We start from the raw sequence: 16,853 nt of genomic DNA on the forward strand, positions 1-16,853 counted from the left end.
TCAGCGCAGCTGTTCGCGCAGGAACGCGAGCGTGCGGGTCCAGGCGAGCGCGGCCTGCTCGGGTGCGTAGGTGCCGAGCCGGTTCTCGTCGTTGAAGAAGGCGTGCCCGGCCGGGTACTCGTGGAACTCCGGTGCGCGCCCGGACTCCCGCTCGATCCGCTCCGCCAGCCCGCGCACCGACTCCGGGTCGGCCATCTCGTCGTCGCGTCCGAAGTGGCCCTGGACGGCTGCGGTGAGCTGCCCGAAGCTCGGGTAGTCCTCGCCCAGCACGCCGTAGAACGGCACGGCCGCGCCGACCTTGTGCGGCTGCTGCGCGGCCAGTACGAGCACGAAACCGCCGCCCATGCAGAAGCCGACGGCGCCGACCGTCGCCGAGGTGACTGCGTCGTGGTCGAGCAGGTACTGCACCGCCCCGCCCAGGTCGGTCGCGGCCTGCTGCACCGGCAGCTCGCTCATCAGCCGCCCGGCCTCGTCGGAGTCGTGGGTGGTCCGGCCGCCGTAGAGGTCCGGGGCGAGCGCGACGAACCCCTCGGCCGCCAGACGGTCGGTCACGTCGACGATGTGGTCGGTCAGCCCCCACCACTCCTGGACGACGACCACGCCGGGGCCCGATCCGGAGTCCGGCAGCGCCAGGTAGCCGTGAGCGATCGACCCGCCCGACGGGAAGGTCACGTTCTGTGCGGGATTCTCGTCGCTGTGCGTCACGGCGCGATGACATCACGGCTGCGTCGTCCGTGCTCGGTGACGGGGCCACGCGGATCGTTGCGTCGTGTGACGCACGACCCGGGGAATTCGTGAGCGTCGCAAACGATCGAGGTCTATCGTCTTCCCCATGGTTGCCCCCGCACGAACCGCGACCCGGGATGCGCACGACACCGCGGTGGCGGAGCTGCGCCGGGCCCGGGCCGGCGCGGCCCGGGTCCAGCTGGGCAAGCCGTCGTCGAACCTGTTCCGGTTCGGCGACCGCGACACCGGCCGCGGCGCCCACCGGCTCGACACCTCCGCCCTGAACGGCGTGCTCGCGGTCGATCCGGAGGCCCGCACCGCCGAGGTCCAGGGCATGGCCACCTACGAGACGATCGTCGACGCGACGCTGGTGCACGGCCTGATGCCACTGGTCGTCCCGCAGCTGAAGACGATCACCCTCGGCGGCGCGGTCACCGGTCTGGGCGTCGAGTCGACGTCGTTCCGCAACGGGCTGCCGCACGAGTCGGTGCTGGAGATGGACGTGCTCACCCCCGGCGGCGAGCTGCTGCGGGCCACGCCGGACGGGGAGCACGCGGACCTGTTCGCCGCGTTCCCCAACTCCTACGGCACGCTCGGCTACGCGCTGCGCCTGGTGGTGGAGCTGGCCCCGGTGCGCCCGTTCGTGAAGCTGACCCACCATCGCTACCCGTCGGCGGCGGCGACGGCAGCCGGGATCACCGAACTGGCCGGTGCAGGCGGCGCAGACTTCCTCGACGGCGTGGTGTTCGACAGCTCCGAGCAGTACCTGACGACCGGCGAGTTCGTCGACGCCCCGATGCCGGGGGCCCGGATCTCGGACTACACCGGCCAGGAGGTGTTCTACCGGTCGTTGCAGCGCCGTCCGGTCGACCATCTCACCGTGCACGACTACATCTGGCGCTGGGACCCGGACTGGTTCTGGTGCTCGCGGGCGTTCGGCGTGCAGAACCCGCTGGTCCGCCGGTTCTGGCCGCGCCGGCACCGGCGGTCGGACGTCTACCGCCGGCTGGTCGCGCTGGACCAGCGGTACGGGGCGTCGAACCGGGTCCGCGAGGCCCTCGGCGGGACGGCCGAGGAGATGGTCGTGCAGGACGTCGAGATCCCGGCCGAGCGGCTCGCGGACTTCCTCGACTTCTTCGACCGCGAGATCCCGATCGCGCCGGTGTGGCTGTGCCCGCTGAAGCTGCGCGGGCAGCGGTCCTGGCCGCTCTACCCGATGGAGCCGGGCCGGCTCTACGTCAACGTCGGGTTCTGGTCGTCGGTGCCGGAGAAGCCCGGCGACCGGTGGGCACACAACCGGCTGATCGAACAGGCCGTGGCCGACCTCGGCGGGCACAAGTCGCTGTACTCGACCGTGCACTACGGCGAGGACGAGTTCTGGGCGCACTACAACGGCGATGCCTACCGGGCGGTGAAGCAGCGGTACGACCCGGACGGTCGCGCGCCCGACCTGTACCGCAAGGTCACCGGCCGCTGAGTGAGCGAACGAGGATGGGGGTTCGGCGATGACGGGAGTGCTGGAACGGGGACAGACGACGAGCGAGCCGGTTGCCGGCCTACTCGCCAGAGTGCTCGGATCGACCAGCGAACTGCGGATCGAGGCCTTCGACGGGTCACGCACCGGCCCGGAGGGAGCACCGGTGACCCTGCGGGTCCGGTCGCCGCGGGCACTGGCCCGGCTGGTGAGCGCGCCGGGCTCGCTCGGGCTGGCGCGGGCCTACGTCACCGAGGAGATCGACGTCGACGGTGACCTCTACACCGGTCTGCGGGCGATGTCGGAGGTGACGCTGCACTCGATCCCGCGCCGGGAGCAGCTGTGGCTGGCCCGGCGGCTGCTGCCGTACTGGCGCGAGCACCGGATGCCACCGCCGGAGCTGGAGGCCCGGCCGAAGGGGCTGCTGCACTCCAAGCGGCGGGACTCCCAGGCGATCTCGCACCACTACGACGTCTCGAACCGGTTCTACGAGTTCGTCCTCGGCGAGTCGATGACCTACACCTGTGCCGCCTACCCGGACGCGGACGCGTCGCTGGAGACCGCGCAGGCGACCAAGTACGAGCTGGTCGCGGCGAAGCTGGGCCTGAAGCCGGGGATGCGGCTGCTCGACGTCGGGTGCGGCTGGGGCGGGATGGTCCGGCACGCGGCCCGGGAGCACGGCGTCCGGGCGCTCGGCGTCACGCTGTCGAAGGAACAAGCCGAGTGGGCACAGGCCGAGATCGAGCGCCAGGGGCTGGCCGATCTCGCCGAGGTCCGCCACCTCGACTACCGCGACGTGCCGGACGGCGTCTACGACGCGGTGTCCTCGATCGGCCTGACCGAGCACATCGGCAAGGCCAACGTGGACGCCTACTTCCGCGCCATGCAGGCCAAGCTGCGGCCGGGTGGGCGGATGCTGAACCACTGCATCACCCAGCCCTACAAGCCCGACCACCGCAACACCGACCCGTTCATCCACCGCTACGTGTTCCCGGACGGCGAGCTGGAGCCGGTGGGCACCCTGGTGACGGCGATGAACGAGGCGGGCTTCGAGATCCGGCACTCGGAGAACCTGCGCGAGCACTACGCGATGACGCTGCGGGACTGGGGCGCCAACCTGGAGCGCAACTGGACCGACGCCGTCGCCGAGGTCGGCGTCGGGCGGGCCAGGGTGTGGCGGCTGTACATGGCCGCGTGCCGGCTCGGGTTCGAGCTGAACAACATCCAGTTGCACCAGGTGCTGGGCGTCAAGCTCAACGAGGACCGCAGCGCCGGGTTCCCGCTGCGCGGCGAGCACGGAGCGTACTGAGACCTCCGGTGGCCCGCCCCGGATCGGGGGCGGGCCACCGGGGTCAGACCGGGAGCACCCGGCGCAGCGCGAGCACCGTCGGGACGGCGACGACCACGTGCATCACCATCAGGCCGACGATCATGGGTGTGCTCATCCCGGCCGCGGCCTGCATGGGGAGCGGGACGACGCTCAGCACGACCACGACGGGGACGAGGATCCGCAGCACCGCCGAGGGCCGCGGCACCAGCGCGCGGACCAGCGTCCAGCCGACGACGCCGATCAGCACCCCCACCACGGTGGCGACGAGATAGCCGGGGGCGAGATGCCGCCCCTGGATCACCCCGACCAGCAGTGCGACGACGGTGTTGCCGATCGCGGCGACGACGGCCGCCAGCAGGATCGCGACGGCGATGCGGGCCGGGGCGGCGGCAGCGGGCAACGGTCGGGCACCGGTTCCAGCGGTCATGGAGTCCTCCTGTCGATCACGGAACGGTGATCACGGACCCGATCTTAGCGACACCCGGTCCCGGGTGGATCGACGTGGTGATCCCGCCTCAGCTGACCGGGAGCACCCGGCGCAGCGCGAGCACCGTCGGGACGGCGACGACCACGTGCATCACCATCAGGCCGACGATCATCACCGGGCTCATGTCGGTGGCGAACAGCTGCAGGTCGGGAACGAAGCTGATCAGCACCACCGCCGGTACGAGCACCCGGAGGACCGCTGCGGGCCGCGGGACGAACGCCCGCACGACCGTCCACCCGACGACGCCGGCGAGGACCCCGAGCACGGTGTAGAGCAGGTAGCCGGACGGGTTCAGGTGCCGCCCCTGGATCACCCCGACCAGCAGGGCGACGACGACGTTGCCGGCCGACGCGACGACGGCGGCCAGCACGATCGCGACGGCGACGCGCGCGGGCGACGCCGCCGCGGGCGTCCGGGTTCCGGTGGCACCGGTCATGGGTCCTCCTCGCGGGTGACGGGCGCCGAGCTTAACCCAGGCTTGCCTAACCCAGGAGTGCTCGCACCCGCCGGGCCGCGCCGACGGCCCGTTCCGCGTAGCCACCACCGAACAGGACGGTGTGCACCAGCAGCGGGAACAGCTGGTGCAGCCCGACACGCTCGCGCCACCCGTCGGCGAGCGGGGCGCGCTCGTCGTAGGCGGCGAGCACCCGGTCGAGGTGCGGCAGCCCGAACAGGTCCAGCATCGCCAGGTCGGACTCGCGGTGCCCGCCGTGCGCGGCGGGATCGATCAGGTGCACGGCACCGTCGGCGGACCACAGCACGTTTCCCGACCACAGGTCGCCGTGCAGCCGGGCGGGCGGCTCGTCCGGTCCGGCGAGTGCGGCGATCCGGTCGCGGACGATCTCGACGGCCGCGGTGCCGGCCGCGTCGACCGCGCCGCGGTCGCGCGCGGTCCGCAGGTAGGGCAGCACCCGGTGCCCGGCGAACCAGTCGCCCCACGGTCCTTCGTGCGCGACGTTGCGCATGCGGGCACGCCCGATCCAGGCGTCGGCGGGGCCGCCGGGCGGGGGAGCACCGAACGCCGTCGCCCCCGCCGCGTGCAGCACCGCGAGCCGCCCGCCGAGATCCTCGGCCGCGGCGGGCGACGGCCTGCCCGGCCGGACGTGGCCGGTGACGAGCAGCGTGGGGTCCGCGCCGTGCACCGGGGGGACCGGTGGCCCACCGGGCACCGCGAGCCACCGCAGCCCGGCGGTCTCGGCCGCGACGGACCCGGGGGCGTCGCCGCCGTCCTTCAGCACGACCTCACCGACGCCGGCCAGCTCGAACCGGGGCGGGTGCCCGCGGGGCCCGGCCAGGACCGTGCACCCGGTGAGCCGCTCGACGGCGGCCGCCGTCATGCGTTCCGGGTCACGTGCTCGACCAGGCCGGGCAGCGCGGCGGCGAGCATCCGGTGCACCTCGGCGAACCCGTCCGGGCCGCTGTAGTAGGGGTCGGGGACCTCGGCGCCGTCCGGGGAGGCGGGATCGAACGAGCGGAGCAGCCGGACCCGCTTCGGGTCCGGGACGGACCGCTGCAGCGAGCGCAGGTGACCGGCGTCGAGCGCGACCAGCAGGTCCGCGGCCAGGATCTCGGAGTCGACCTGGCGTGCCGAGTGCGCCGTGGGGTAGCCGTGCTCGGCGAGGATCCCGGCCGCACGGTCGTCCATCGGCTGCCCGACGTGCCAGTGCCCGGTACCGGCGCTCGTCACCCGGACCCGGTCGGCCAGGCCGCGGGACTCGACCTCGGCGGCCAGCATCTTCTCGGCGATCGGGGAGCGGCAGATGTTGCCGGTACAGACGAACACGACGTTCACGGGTGGATCCTCCCGGGGAGCACGGGGACGGACGTCGACGTCGACGCGCTGACGACGGACGGTAGCGGCCGCGGGTCATCGTCGCCCATCCGGCCCAGCGGGGATCCACGCGCGGTGCCGGAGCAGACGCCGCAGACCTGCGCCGTAGGGTGTCCGGATGCCGTTCGACCACCATCCGGCCGATCACGGCCCCGGTGAGCAGGGTGGGTACGACCTGCGCCACCACGGTGACGCCGAGGCCACCGACGGACTCCTCGACTTCGCGGTCAACGTCGCCGCCGACGGGCCGCCGCCGTGGCTGCGCGAGCGTCTCGCGTCCACCCTGGACACGCTCGGGCGCTACCCGCGGGCCGAGCACGACGCACTCGCCAGGGCCACCGCAGCGGCCCGGCACGGCAGGGACCCCGCAGAGGTGCTGCCGCTGGCCGGTAGCGCGGAGGGGTTCGCCCTGCTGCCGGCCCTGCGGCCGCGGCTGGCCGCCGTCCTGCACCCCGGGTTCACCGAGCCGGAGGCGGCGCTGCGGGCGGCCGGGGTGGCGGTGGTGCGGGTCCAGACCGATCCGGGCCGCGAGCACGCGCTCGACCCGGCCGCGGTCCCGGACGGGGCGGACCTCGTCGTCGTCGGGAACCCGACGAACCCGACCGGCGTGCTGCACCCGGCCGACGACGTCCGCGCGCTGGCCCGGCCGGACCGGGTGCTGCTGGTCGACGAGGCGTTCGCCGACGCGGTCCCGGGCGAGCCCGCGACGCTCGCCGGTGACCGCGGGCTGCCCGGGCTGCTGGTGTTCCGCTCGCTGACCAAGACCTGGGCGCTGGCCGGTCTGCGCGCCGGGTACGCGCTCGGCGCCCCGGAGCTGCTGGCCCGGCTCGCCGCGCCGCGCCCGCCCTGGCCCGTCTCCACCCCGGCCCTGGAGGCCATCGTCGCCTGCTGCGAGCCGGACGCACTGTCGGCCGCCGACCAGCGGGCCCGTGAGCTGGCCGGGCACCGGGTGTCGATGGCGGCCGCGCTCGCCGGGCTGGAGGGCGTCGCCGTCGCCCCCGGGGTCGCGCCCTACCTGTTGCTGCACCTGCCCGACGGCACCGGCGCCGCGGTCCGGCAGCGGCTGCGCTCGGCCGGGATCGCCGTGCGGCGCGGTGACACCTTCCCCGGGCTGGGGCCGGACCACCTGCGGGTCGCGGTCCGCCCGCCGGAGCCGGCCCGCCGGCTGGTGGACGAGCTCGAGACCGCCCTGCGCGCCGTGACGGTGCCGGCATGAGCGCCCGGATGCAGGACGTGATCGACGCGCTGGAGGCGGCCTACCCGCCGGCCGGGGCGATGGACTGGGACGCCGTCGGGCTGGTCTGCGGTGACCCCGCCGAGACGGTCTCCTCGGTGCTCGTCGCGGTCGACCCGACCCCGGAGACCGTCGACGAGGCGATCGGGACCGGGGCGCAGCTGCTCGTCACCCACCACCCGCTGCTGCTCCGCGGGGTGCACGGGGTGGGTGCCGACACCCCGAAGGGTGCGCTGCTGCACCGGCTGATCCGTGCCGGGGTCGGGCTGTTCACCGCGCACACCAACGCCGACGTCGCCGATCCCGGCGTGTCCGACGCGCTGGCCGCGGCGCTCGGAGTGGCCGTCGAGGGCCCGCTGGAACCCGAACCGGCGCCGGCGCTGGACAAGATCGTGACGTTCGTCCCGGTCGGCCCGGCGATCGCCCGGGTGCACGAGGCGCTGTCCGAGGCGGGTGCCGGGCACGTCGGCAACTACTCGCACTGCTCGTTCGCCACCGCGGGCACCGGCCAGTTCCTCCCGCTCGACGGTGCGACACCGGCGGTCGGCGCGGTCGGGCGGCTGGAGCGGGTCGCGGAGACCCGGCTGGAGATGGTGCTGCCGCGGGACCGGCGGCGCGCGGTCGTCGCGGCGCTGCGGGCCGCCCACCCGTACGAGGAGCCGGCGTTCGACCTGCTGGAGATGGCGCCGCTGCCGTCGGCGCGCGGGCTCGGCCGGGTCGGGACGCTGCCGTCGCCGGAGCCGTTCTCGGTGTTCACCGAGCGGGTCGCCGCGGGGCTGCCCGCCACCGTGTGGGGCGTGCGCGGCGCCGGCGAGCCGGACCGGCCGATCCACCGGGTCGCGGTCTGCGGGGGATCGGGCGACTCCGCACTGGGCGCCGCCACCCGGGCCGGGGCCGATGCCTACGTGACCGGCGACCTCCGGCACCACCCGGCGTCGGAGCACGCGCTCACGGGTGCCGCGGCCCCCGCGCTGGTCGACGTCGCGCACTGGGCCTCGGAGTGGCCGTGGTGCGCGCAGGCGGCGGACGCGATCGGGTCCGCGCTCGGCGGTAGCGTCGCGGTGTCGGTGTCCCGGCGACGTACGGATCCGTGGACGACAGCAGCGAGTTCGGAGGCACACCCATGAAGGCCGCTCCCGCCGCGCAGGCGACGCTCCTGCGACTGGCCGAGGTGGACGCCGAGATCGGCCGGTTGGTGCACCAGCGCACGAACCTGGCCGAGCACCAGCAGCTCGCCGAGGCCGAGCAGCGGGTCCGGGACGCCCGGGACGCCGTCGTCCGGGCCGAGACGAGGGCCGGCGACCTGGACCGGGACATCACCCGGATCGAGCGTGACGTGGAGGGCGTGCGGTCCCGCACCGAGCGGGACCGGTCGCTGCTCTCCGGCTCCGGGATCGGGGCCCGGCAGGCCACCGAGCTGCAGCACGAGCTCGACACCCTGGCCCGGCGCCAGGGCGTGCTGGAGGACGAGCAGCTCGGGGTCATGGAGGAGCGCGAGGCGGTCGGCGCCGAGCTCGGCCACGCCACGGCGGAGCTCGGCTCCGCCGAGGAGCAGGTCACCGAGGTGACCGGGCGCCGGGACACCGCCGAGGCCGACATCGAGGCCTCCCGCGCCGGGCGCGACCGGGCCAGGGCCGGGTTCGTCGAGTCGCTGCCGCAGGACCTGCTGGCCGACTACGAGCGGATCCGCACGTCGGGACGGGTCGGCGCGGGGGCGCTGCGCGAGTCGCGGTGCGGCGCCTGCCGGCTCGAGCTCGACCGGACCTTCCTGAGCCAGCTGCGGTCGACGCCGGCCGAGGAGGTCGCACACTGCGAGGAGTGCGGCGCGATCCTGGTGCGTGGCGCGTGAGGCTCGTCGTCGAGGCGGACGGCGGGTCCCGCGGCAACCCCGGCCCGGCCGGCTACGGCGCGGTCGTGCTCGACGCCGCGGGCCACCAGGTGCTCGCCGAGGTGTACGACGGCCTGGGCACCACCACGAACAACGTGGCGGAGTACCGCGGGTTGATCGCCGGCCTCACCGCCGCCGGGGAGCTGGGCGCGACCGAGGTCGACGCCCGACTGGACTCCAAGCTCGTCGTCGAGCAGATGAGCGGCCGCTGGAAGATCAAGAATCCGGCGCTGCAGGAGCTCGCGGACACCGCCCGTGAGCTCGCCGCCGGGTTCGAGGTCGTGTCGTTCACCTGGATCCCGCGGGCGCAGAACTCCCGGGCCGACGCGCTCGCGAACCGGGCGATGGACGGCGGGTCGAGCCCGGAGCTGGACCCGTCGCTGGCGGCCGGCCCGGCTCCCAAGCCGGCCCCGGCCCCCGCGGCGACGCCGGCCACCACCTGGACCGGTCAGGTCGGGACCCCGGTGCGGCTGATCCTGCTCCGGCACGGCCAGACCGAGCTGTCGGTCGAGCGCCGGTACTCCGGGCACGGCGACCCCGAGCTGACCGGGCTCGGCCAGCAGCAGGCGGCGGCCGCGGCCAGGGCCCTCGCGGACCGGCTGGACGCCCACGGCGTGCGGCCGGCGGTGGTGCTGTCCTCGCCGCTGCGCCGGGCCCGGCAGACCGCGGCGGCGGTCGCCGACACGACCGGCGCCGAGCTGGACGTGCGCGAGGCCCTGATCGAGACCGACTTCGGCGGCTGGGAGGGCCTGACCTTCGCCGAGGCCCGGGAACGCGACCCGGAGCTGCACGGCCGCTGGCTGGGATCGGCCGACGCCGCGCCGCCCGGCGGCGAGAGCTTCCGGGCCGTGGGGGAGCGGGTGGGTGCCGAGCTCACCCGGATCGTCGAGGAGTTCGCGGGGGAGACGGTGATCGTCGTCAGCCACGTGACCCCGATCAAGATGCTGCTCCGGGACGCGCTCGGGGCGGGGGACTCGGTGCTGTACCGGCTGCACCTGGACCTCGCGTGCACCAGCGTGGCGGACTTCTACCCCGACGGCGGCGCCTCGGTCCGGCTGGTCAACGACACGTCCTATCTCGACTGACCCCGACACTCCCGGACGGGGCGGCGCGCGGCTTGATCGATACCGGCGTGCCCCGAACGGGTTCGGTCCACTGCGCACCGTTGTCCGCGCGCCCCGCACGAGTGATGATCTGCGGCACCGTACGCGTCGGTCGGCGCACGGAGCGTGAGGATCGGCCCTGGTGACAGGGAGAACGGAGCAACGATGTCCGCAGGTGCGCTGTCACACGAGCACGACTACGGCTACGACCTCGCCCACGAGATGAAGACCATCGCCCGCCTGCCGCAGCAGCGCCGCGGCACGGCCCGCCCGGCCGGCCTCCCGGCCCGCGACCCGGACCCGGACACCGACCTCGGCCACGACATGGCCCACGAGAGCTGAACCCGCACCCGCGCCGGCGGGCCGGCGCGGCGGACGGGCTCAGAGGGAGAGGGCCAGCCACAGGGCGACGGTGGCGGCGAGCAGGGCCGCCGGGACCGTGAGCGCGCCGAGGGCGGTGAACGTCGCCGGCCGCGGCGGGTCCCCGTGGCCGGTGGCGATCCGGCGCCACAGCAGGGTCGCCAGCGAACCGGGGTAGGTCAGGTTCGGGCCGATGTTCACGCCGAGCAGGACCGCCAGCACCAGCCCGGCGTGCGGCGCCGGGCCGAGCGCGGTCAGCAGGACCAGCGTGGCGGGCAGGTTGTTGACCAGGTTCGCCAGCACCGCGGCGACGACGGCGGTGAGCAGCAGCCCGGCCAGGTCGGGGGTGTGCGGGAGGTACCGGCCGAGCCACCCGGCGAGGCCCTGTCCGCTCACCCCGGCGACGACCACGCCGAGGGCGAGCACGAACACGCAGAACCCCGGGGACGCCGCGGTGACGAGCCGTACCGGGCCCGTCTCGCGACGCAGCAGCGCACGCACGGCGAGCACCGCGGCCCCGGCGGCGGCGACCCAGGCGGGACCGACGCCCACCGCGGACGACGCGCCGAACCCGGCCAGGGTCAGGGCGAGCACCACCAGTGCGAACACCGGCGCCCGCTCCGGGGCGACCGGCGCGGCCCCACCGGGCGTCCCGCGCCGCAGGTCGCCGCGGAAGTACCAGCGCAGCGCCAGGTACTCCACCGCGAGCACCGCCACCCACGGCCCCACCATCAGCCCGGCGAACCCGAGGAAGCTCAGCCCGGACGCCGAGAACGCCAGCAGGTTGGTCAGGTTCGACACCGGCAGCAGGCCGGACCCGGCGTTCGACAGGTGCACGCAGGCGTAGGAGTGCGGGCGCGCGGACGCCCCGATCCGGGTCGCGGTCGCGAGCACCACCGGCGTCAGCAGGACGACCGTGGCGTCCAGGCTGAGCACCGCCGTCGTCACGGCGGCGGCCGCGAAGACGAGCGCGAGCAGGCGGCGCGGCGACCCGGCGGACGCCCGCCCCAGGCGGGCGCCCAGCCACCGGAAGACGCCGTCGGCGTCGGCGAGGTGGCCCAGCAGCAGGATCGCGGCGAGGAACCCCACGGTCGGCGCGAGCCCGGTGATCTCGGCCAGGGCGCCCTCCGGCGACACCAGCCCTGCGGCGACCGCGAGCACCGCGGCCGGGACGGCGACCACCGCCTCCGGGAGCCCGGCGGGCCGCAGCGTCGCCGCGGCGAGCACGCCCGCCAGCAGGACGACCGCGAGCAGCAGGCTCACGACGGCGGCTCGGTCGTCACCGGGTGACGGTATCCCCGGGCGCCCCGGCACATCCGGCAGGCCCGGCGCCCGCGCGGATGCCGGACCCGCCGGACGGCTCGTAGCCTGGGTGCATGACCGCAGCCACCGACATCGCGTTCGAGAACACCTTCGTCCGCGACCTGGAGGGCCTGTACCTGCCGTGGACCGCGGCGCCGGCCCCGGATCCGAGGGCGATGCTGGTCAACGACGCGCTGGCCCGCGACCTGGGCCTCGACCCGGGCGTCCTGCGCTCGCCGGCCGGGCTCGGCCTGCTCACCGGGACGGCCGTCCCCGGGTCCGCGACGACGGTCGCCCAGGCCTACGCCGGGCACCAGTTCGGCAACTACTCGCCGCGGCTCGGCGACGGCCGGGCGATGCTCCTCGGCGAGCTCGTCACGCCGGACGGGCAGCGCCGGGACCTGCACCTCAAGGGATCCGGGCGCACCCCGTTCGCCCGTGGCGGCGACGGGCTCGCCCCGCTCGGCCCGATGCTGCGCGAGTACCTGATCTCCGAGGCGATGCACGCGCTCGGGGTGCCGTCGACCCGGTCGCTCGCCGTGGTCGCGACCGGCGCCGAGGTGTGGCGCGAGCGTGGGCCGGAGCCGGGCGCCGTACTCGCCCGCACGGCGTCGAGCCACCTGCGGGTCGGGACCTTCCAGTATGCGGCCGCGACCGGTGATCCCGACGTCCTGCGCCGGCTCGCCGACCACGCGATCGCCCGGCACCACCCGTCCGCGGCCGGGGCCGACGAGCCCTACCTGGAACTCTACCGCCGGGTCGTCGGGGCGCAGGCCCGGCTCATCGCGCAGTGGATGCACCTCGGGTTCGTGCACGGGGTCATGAACACCGACAACATGACGATCTCCGGCGAGACGATCGACTACGGCCCGTGCGCCTTCCTCGACGCGCACGACCCGGCCGCCGTCTACAGCTCGATCGACGAGGGCGGTCGCTACGCCTACGGCAACCAGCCCGGCATCGCCCAGTGGAACCTGGCCCGCTTCGGCGAGGCGCTGCTCCCGCTGTTGTCCGAGGACACCGACGTCGCGGTCGGGCTCGCCACCGAGGTGCTGCAGGGCTTCGCCGAGGGCTACCAGGACGCCCGCGACCGCGGCTACGCGGCGAAGATCGGGCTGGACGCGCCGGGACCGCTGCTCACCGGCCTCGCCGCGCTGCTGGCCGAGCACCGGCCCGACCACACGCTGTTCTTCCGCAGGCTCTCGGCCGCGGCCCGGGGCGACGACGGCCCGGTCCGCGAGCTGTTCGCCGACCCGGACGCCCCGGCGGAGTGGCTGGGGTCCTGGCGCGCGGCCGGTCCGGACCCGGACGCCATGGACCGGGTCAACCCGGTCTACGTCCCGCGCAACCACCTCGTCGAGGCGGCGCTGGAGGCCGCGGTGCGCGACGACGATCTCGAACCGCTGCAGTGGCTGCTGCAGGTGCTCGCCCACCCCTACGACGAGCGCGCGGGCTACGAGCGGTTCGCCCAGCCGGCCGGTCCGGACGCTCCGCGCTTCGTGACGTTCTGCGGGACGTGACTCCCGGCGGGGCCGGGCAGGGCCCGGGCCCGCGGCCGACTATGCTCCGCGGTGCGGACGAGTCGGTCGGGCGACCGCGTCGGGGCCTCCGGGTCCCGCCGAGGAAAGTCCGGACTCCACAGGGCAGGGTGGTTGTCAACGGCAACCCGGGGAGACCCGCGGGACAGTGCCACAGAGAACAGACCGCCTCCGGTCTCCGGACCGGGGGTAAGGGTGAAACGGTGGTGTAAGAGACCACCAGTACCCCGGGTGACCGGGGTGGCTCGGTAAACCCCACCCGGAGCAAGGTCGAAAGGTCACGCGCGAGCGTGGCTGCGCAGGCGTTCGAGGGCTGCCCGCCCGAGCCTGCGGGTGGACCGCTGGAGCCTGCCGGCGACGGCAGGCCGAGATGGATGGTCGCCGAACGGTGCACCGTGAGGTGCCCGGGAACAGGATCCGGCTTACAGACCGGCTCGTCCGCACCCCACCGCGCCACCTGGGTAATCCGCTCGCGGGCGTCGCTACGTTCGGTCCGTGACCTCTTCGGGCAACCGGGCTCTCGCCGTCCTCGCCACCGACGAACGCACGCAGCTCGAGGCGTTCCTCGACGAGTACCGGCAGCGGGCCGACGACGCGCTGGACGGGCTGACCGAGGAACAGGCCCGGCGGAGCCTGGTGCCCTCCCGGACCACGCTGCTCGGCCTGGTCAAGCACCTCACGTTCGTGGAACGGGTGTGGTTCGGCGAGGTCGTCACCGGGACACCGCGGACCGCGTTCGGGCTCCCGGCGGCCTCGGAGGACTCGTTCCTGCTCGACGACGGCGACACCGTCGCCTCGGTGCTCGCCGCGCACCGCGACGCCTGCGCGGCGTCCCGCGCCGCCGTCGCCGGCCGCGCGCTGGACGACGTCCTCACCGGCCACCGGTTCGGCGCGATGACGCTGCGCTGGATCCACCTGCACTGCCTGCGGGAGTTCGCCCAGCACGCCGGGCACGCCGACATCCTGCGCGAACAGGTCGTGACACCGAATCACTTGACCTGAAGTCAGCTGTAGATCAGAGGATCCCCGGTGTGCGGGCACGGTGCCCGCGGACCACGGGAGGACACGATGGCGACACCCCAGGACGACGCGGTCACGGTGCTGGGCACCGGAGCGATGGGCTCGGCGATCGCCGGGGTACTGCTGGAGCGCGGTCACCGGGTCACGGTGTGGAACCGGACGGCGAGCCGGGCCGCCGCGCTGACCGGGAAGGGCGCGAGGGCGGCATCCTCGGTCGAGGCCGCGGTCTCGGCGAGCCCGCTGGTGCTCGTCTCGCTGCTCGACGGAGCCGCCGCGGACGGTGTGCTCGCCCGGGCCGGTGCCGCACTGGCCGGGCGGACCCTGGCCGACCTCACCAGCGGCGCACCGGCGCAGGCCAGGACCCGAGCCCGGTGGGCGGACGCGCACGGCGTCGCGTACCTCGACGGGACGGTGCTCGGGGACCCGTCGGACGTGGGGTCCCCGGCCGTCACGATCGGCGTCGGCGGGGCGGCACCGGTGTTCGCCGCGCACGAGGCGGTGCTGCGCGCGCTGGGCTCGGTGACCCACCACGGCGCGGACCCCGGCGCGGCGGCCGTCGAGTTCCACGCCCAGGTCGGCGCGAGCTACGAGATCCTCGTCGGGTTCCTGCACGCGCTGCGGCTGGTCCGCGCCGAGGGGGCCGACGGCGTCGGCTTCGCCGAACGGCTCGGAGCCACGCTGGCGGCCTACCCCGCGTTGCTGACGGGGTTCGCCGCGGCGGTGGCCGACGGCCGGTACGAGCCGGACCTGGGGACCCTCGACCTGCAGGAGGCGCTGATGGACGATCTGGTCGAGCACCGCGAGTCGCTCGGGATCGACGCCGTGCGGATGCGTGAGGTGCGGCGCCTGATGCGGCGGCGGATCGCCCAGGGGCACGGTGACCAGGGCTTCTCCGGGCTGTACGAGGTCCTCGAACCGTGAGTCCGCACGGCGGTCCGGTCGTCCTCGGGGGCAGCCGGACCCGCCGAGCCGTGTCCCCGGAACCCGGCCGGCGCGGGTAGCGTCCCGGCGGTCGGCGAGCGGCGGGAGAGCATGGACGTCACCGGGGAGATCATCGTCTGGCGCGGCCCCGCGCCGTTCCACTTAGTGCGTCTGCCCGCGGCCCCGGCGGCGGAGGTGGCCGACCTGAGCCGCGACGTCAGCTACGGCTGGGGCATGGTCCCGGTCGACGCCGAGCTGGGCGCGACCCGCTGGTCGACCTCCCTGTGGCCCAAGGACGGCGGCTACCTGCTCCCGGTGAAGGACGCCGTGCGCCGGGCCGAGGCCGTCGACGCCGGTGACGTCGTGACGGTGCGGATGCTGATCCGTCCCCGCCGCTGAGCCGTATCGCGGCGCGCGCCGGCTCGTTGGTCCGGGCATCGCGGGTCGAGGAGGACACATGCGACGGCGGCACATTCTCGTCGCCGGGGCCACGGCGGTGGCCGCGGCGCTGCTCGCGGCGAACCCGGCGTTCGCGCTGGACCCGTTCGGTCCCTCCGGGACGGTCACGGTCACCCCGGCCGCGCAGAACCAGTTCGCCGGGACCTTCGACCGCGGGGCCGGTGACCGCGCGTTCACCTCCCGGCTCGGTGCCCCGCCGGACGGCGGGGCCGGTGCGCTGGAGCTGCGCACGCCCGGCGACGGCGACAAGGTCCAGTTCGTCACGCACGAGGTCGCCGGGCCGCTGTCCCGGTTCGCGTCGAGCAGCTACCGGGCCGTGCGCGATCCGGCGGCGCCGGGGGAGGCCGCCCCGTCGTTCCAGATCGCCGTCGACATCGACGGCGGCGAACTCGGCCCGCAGGAGCTGCACCTGCTGACCTACCTGCCCGAGCCGGCGCCGCCCGGCCGGTGGACCCGCTACGACGTCGGGTCCGGGACGTTCTGCCTCACCCGGCAGACCGGTTCGGTGGACGCCTACCGCGAGTGCGCCGACGGCGCCCCGCGGTACTCCCTCGACGAGGTCGCCGCCGCGCACCCCGGCGTGACCGCCTACGCGGCGGGGGTCAACCAGGGGGCCGGGAACGCCGGTCTGGTGTCGGCCGTCGACCTGATCCAGGTCGGGAACCGCACCTACGACCTGGAACCCGGCTGATCAGCTGACGCAGAACTCGTTGCCCTCCGGGTCGTGCAGCGTGGTGGTGACGGGGCCGCGGTCCGACGTCACCCAGGCCACCTCGGCCCCGAGGCCGACCAGCCGCTGCACCTCGGCGGGCGCGTCCTCGGCCCCGACCTGCAGATCGAGGTGCACCCGGTTCTTGGCCGTCTTCGGCTCGGGGACCCGCTGCACGAAGACCCGCGGCCCGTCGCCCCGGCAGGCCGCGACGTCGCGGAACGACGCGCGGTCACCGTCGCGCAGCACCTCGTCGTCGGAGAGGTGGCCGGCCGCGAGCAGTCCGGTCACGACGTCGGTGTGGTCCTCCACCTCGTAGCCCAGCGCGGCCGCCCAGAACCGGACGAGTGCGTGCGGGTCGGTGGCGTCGAGGACGATCTGCAGGGTCGGAGTCATGGACCGATTCTGCCGCTCGTCGCGGACAGCCGGTGACCTGATTCACCTCACGCCCAGAGTGTGGAAGGGGCATAG

At 74.8% G+C, this 16,853-nt stretch carries 19 protein-coding genes and 1 other RNA gene; 13 read left to right on the forward strand and 7 right to left on the reverse strand.

Annotated features, from left to right (window positions below):
• Nucleotides 1-705, reverse strand: coding sequence for a dienelactone hydrolase family protein (locus AFB00_RS22725; protein ID WP_068798878.1), 705 nt, complete (start codon nucleotides 703-705; stop codon nucleotides 1-3).
• A 127-nt stretch (nucleotides 706-832) separates the two neighbouring features.
• Between AFB00_RS22725 and AFB00_RS22730 the strand changes: the two genes are divergently transcribed.
• Both AFB00_RS22730 and AFB00_RS22735 read left to right on the forward strand, forming a co-directional pair.
• Nucleotides 833-2,203 (forward strand): FAD-binding oxidoreductase, encoded by a 1,371-nt coding sequence (locus tag AFB00_RS22730; RefSeq protein WP_068798879.1) that lies wholly within the window; start codon nucleotides 833-835, stop codon nucleotides 2,201-2,203.
• A gap of 28 nt (nucleotides 2,204-2,231) precedes the next feature.
• Complete coding sequence (locus AFB00_RS22735) at nucleotides 2,232-3,509, forward strand: SAM-dependent methyltransferase (RefSeq protein ID WP_068798880.1); 1,278 nt, start codon at nucleotides 2,232-2,234, stop codon at nucleotides 3,507-3,509.
• A 43-nt stretch (nucleotides 3,510-3,552) separates the two neighbouring features.
• Here AFB00_RS22735 and AFB00_RS22740 read toward each other — a convergent pair whose 3' ends face one another.
• The 4 genes from AFB00_RS22740 to AFB00_RS22755 form a co-directional block, all read right to left on the reverse strand.
• Nucleotides 3,553-3,957 carry a hypothetical protein gene (locus AFB00_RS22740; RefSeq protein WP_068798881.1) on the reverse strand — a complete coding sequence of 135 codons (405 nt, stop codon included), beginning with the start codon at nucleotides 3,955-3,957 and terminating at the stop codon, nucleotides 3,553-3,555.
• A gap of 88 nt (nucleotides 3,958-4,045) precedes the next feature.
• Nucleotides 4,046-4,453: a DUF6069 family protein gene (locus AFB00_RS22745; RefSeq protein ID WP_068798882.1), complete on the reverse strand. Its 408-nt coding sequence runs from the start codon at nucleotides 4,451-4,453 to the stop codon at nucleotides 4,046-4,048.
• A gap of 46 nt (nucleotides 4,454-4,499) precedes the next feature.
• Nucleotides 4,500-5,354: a fructosamine kinase family protein gene (locus AFB00_RS22750; protein ID WP_068798883.1), complete on the reverse strand. Its 855-nt coding sequence runs from the start codon at nucleotides 5,352-5,354 to the stop codon at nucleotides 4,500-4,502.
• The gene (locus AFB00_RS22755; protein WP_068798884.1) at nucleotides 5,351-5,809 is read right to left on the reverse strand and encodes a low molecular weight protein-tyrosine-phosphatase; all 459 of its coding nucleotides are present in this window, start codon (nucleotides 5,807-5,809) and stop codon (nucleotides 5,351-5,353) included. Before AFB00_RS22755 ends, AFB00_RS22750 begins: the two co-directional genes overlap by 4 nt.
• A gap of 157 nt (nucleotides 5,810-5,966) precedes the next feature.
• Here AFB00_RS22755 and cobC point away from each other — a divergent pair, with 157 nt between their 5' ends.
• The 5 genes from cobC to AFB00_RS33525 all read left to right on the forward strand — a co-directional run bounded on the left by cobC (nucleotide 5,967) and on the right by AFB00_RS33525 (nucleotide 10,415).
• Nucleotides 5,967-7,064, forward strand: a complete 1,098-nt coding sequence (cobC, locus tag AFB00_RS22760) for an Rv2231c family pyridoxal phosphate-dependent protein CobC (protein WP_068798885.1) — start codon at nucleotides 5,967-5,969, stop codon at nucleotides 7,062-7,064.
• Complete coding sequence (locus tag AFB00_RS22765; RefSeq protein ID WP_068798886.1) at nucleotides 7,061-8,209, forward strand: Nif3-like dinuclear metal center hexameric protein; 1,149 nt, start codon at nucleotides 7,061-7,063, stop codon at nucleotides 8,207-8,209. The genes cobC and AFB00_RS22765 overlap by 4 nt, the downstream gene beginning before the upstream one ends.
• Nucleotides 8,206-8,931, forward strand: a complete 726-nt coding sequence (locus AFB00_RS22770) for a zinc ribbon domain-containing protein (protein WP_068798887.1) — start codon at nucleotides 8,206-8,208, stop codon at nucleotides 8,929-8,931. Before AFB00_RS22765 ends, AFB00_RS22770 begins: the two co-directional genes overlap by 4 nt.
• A complete protein-coding gene (locus tag AFB00_RS22775; RefSeq protein ID WP_068798888.1) occupies nucleotides 8,928-10,055 on the forward strand; it encodes a bifunctional RNase H/acid phosphatase in 1,128 nt (375 codons plus the stop codon). The genes AFB00_RS22770 and AFB00_RS22775 overlap by 4 nt, the downstream gene beginning before the upstream one ends.
• 183 nt (nucleotides 10,056-10,238) lie before the next feature.
• Nucleotides 10,239-10,415: a hypothetical protein gene (locus AFB00_RS33525; protein ID WP_156819685.1), complete on the forward strand. Its 177-nt coding sequence runs from the start codon at nucleotides 10,239-10,241 to the stop codon at nucleotides 10,413-10,415.
• A gap of 39 nt (nucleotides 10,416-10,454) precedes the next feature.
• On the opposite strand, the gene AFB00_RS22780 is transcribed toward AFB00_RS33525, so the two are convergent.
• On the reverse strand, nucleotides 10,455-11,696 hold the full coding sequence (locus AFB00_RS22780; protein WP_068798889.1) for an SLC13 family permease: 1,242 nt from the start codon (nucleotides 11,694-11,696) through the stop codon (nucleotides 10,455-10,457).
• Nucleotides 11,697-11,809: 113 nt separating this feature from the next.
• Here AFB00_RS22780 and AFB00_RS22785 point away from each other — a divergent pair, with 113 nt between their 5' ends.
• The 6 genes from AFB00_RS22785 to AFB00_RS22810 all read left to right on the forward strand — a co-directional run bounded on the left by AFB00_RS22785 (nucleotide 11,810) and on the right by AFB00_RS22810 (nucleotide 16,364).
• Nucleotides 11,810-13,255 carry a protein adenylyltransferase SelO gene (locus AFB00_RS22785; protein ID WP_068798890.1) on the forward strand — a complete coding sequence of 482 codons (1,446 nt, stop codon included), beginning with the start codon at nucleotides 11,810-11,812 and terminating at the stop codon, nucleotides 13,253-13,255.
• A gap of 58 nt (nucleotides 13,256-13,313) precedes the next feature.
• Nucleotides 13,314-13,714: RNase P RNA component class A (gene rnpB / locus AFB00_RS22790), an RNA gene on the forward strand.
• Nucleotides 13,715-13,768: 54 nt separating this feature from the next.
• Entirely contained in the window at nucleotides 13,769-14,275 is a 507-nt protein-coding gene (locus tag AFB00_RS22795; protein WP_068798891.1) for a DinB family protein, read from the forward strand.
• Between the two features lie 66 nt (nucleotides 14,276-14,341).
• Nucleotides 14,342-15,214: an NAD(P)-dependent oxidoreductase gene (locus tag AFB00_RS22800; protein WP_068800577.1), complete on the forward strand. Its 873-nt coding sequence runs from the start codon at nucleotides 14,342-14,344 to the stop codon at nucleotides 15,212-15,214.
• Between the two features lie 111 nt (nucleotides 15,215-15,325).
• The gene (locus AFB00_RS22805) at nucleotides 15,326-15,613 is read left to right on the forward strand and encodes a DUF1905 domain-containing protein (protein ID WP_068798892.1); all 288 of its coding nucleotides are present in this window, start codon (nucleotides 15,326-15,328) and stop codon (nucleotides 15,611-15,613) included.
• 58 nt (nucleotides 15,614-15,671) lie between these two features.
• A complete protein-coding gene (locus tag AFB00_RS22810; RefSeq protein WP_068798893.1) occupies nucleotides 15,672-16,364 on the forward strand; it encodes a hypothetical protein in 693 nt (230 codons plus the stop codon).
• On the opposite strand, the gene AFB00_RS22815 is transcribed toward AFB00_RS22810, so the two are convergent.
• Nucleotides 16,365-16,778 carry a VOC family protein gene (locus tag AFB00_RS22815; protein WP_068798894.1) on the reverse strand — a complete coding sequence of 138 codons (414 nt, stop codon included), beginning with the start codon at nucleotides 16,776-16,778 and terminating at the stop codon, nucleotides 16,365-16,367.
• Nucleotides 16,779-16,853 lie beyond the last annotated feature (75 nt).

It is taken from the genome of Pseudonocardia sp. HH130630-07, from assembly GCF_001698125.1.
GTDB lineage: Bacteria > Actinomycetota > Actinomycetes > Mycobacteriales > Pseudonocardiaceae > Pseudonocardia.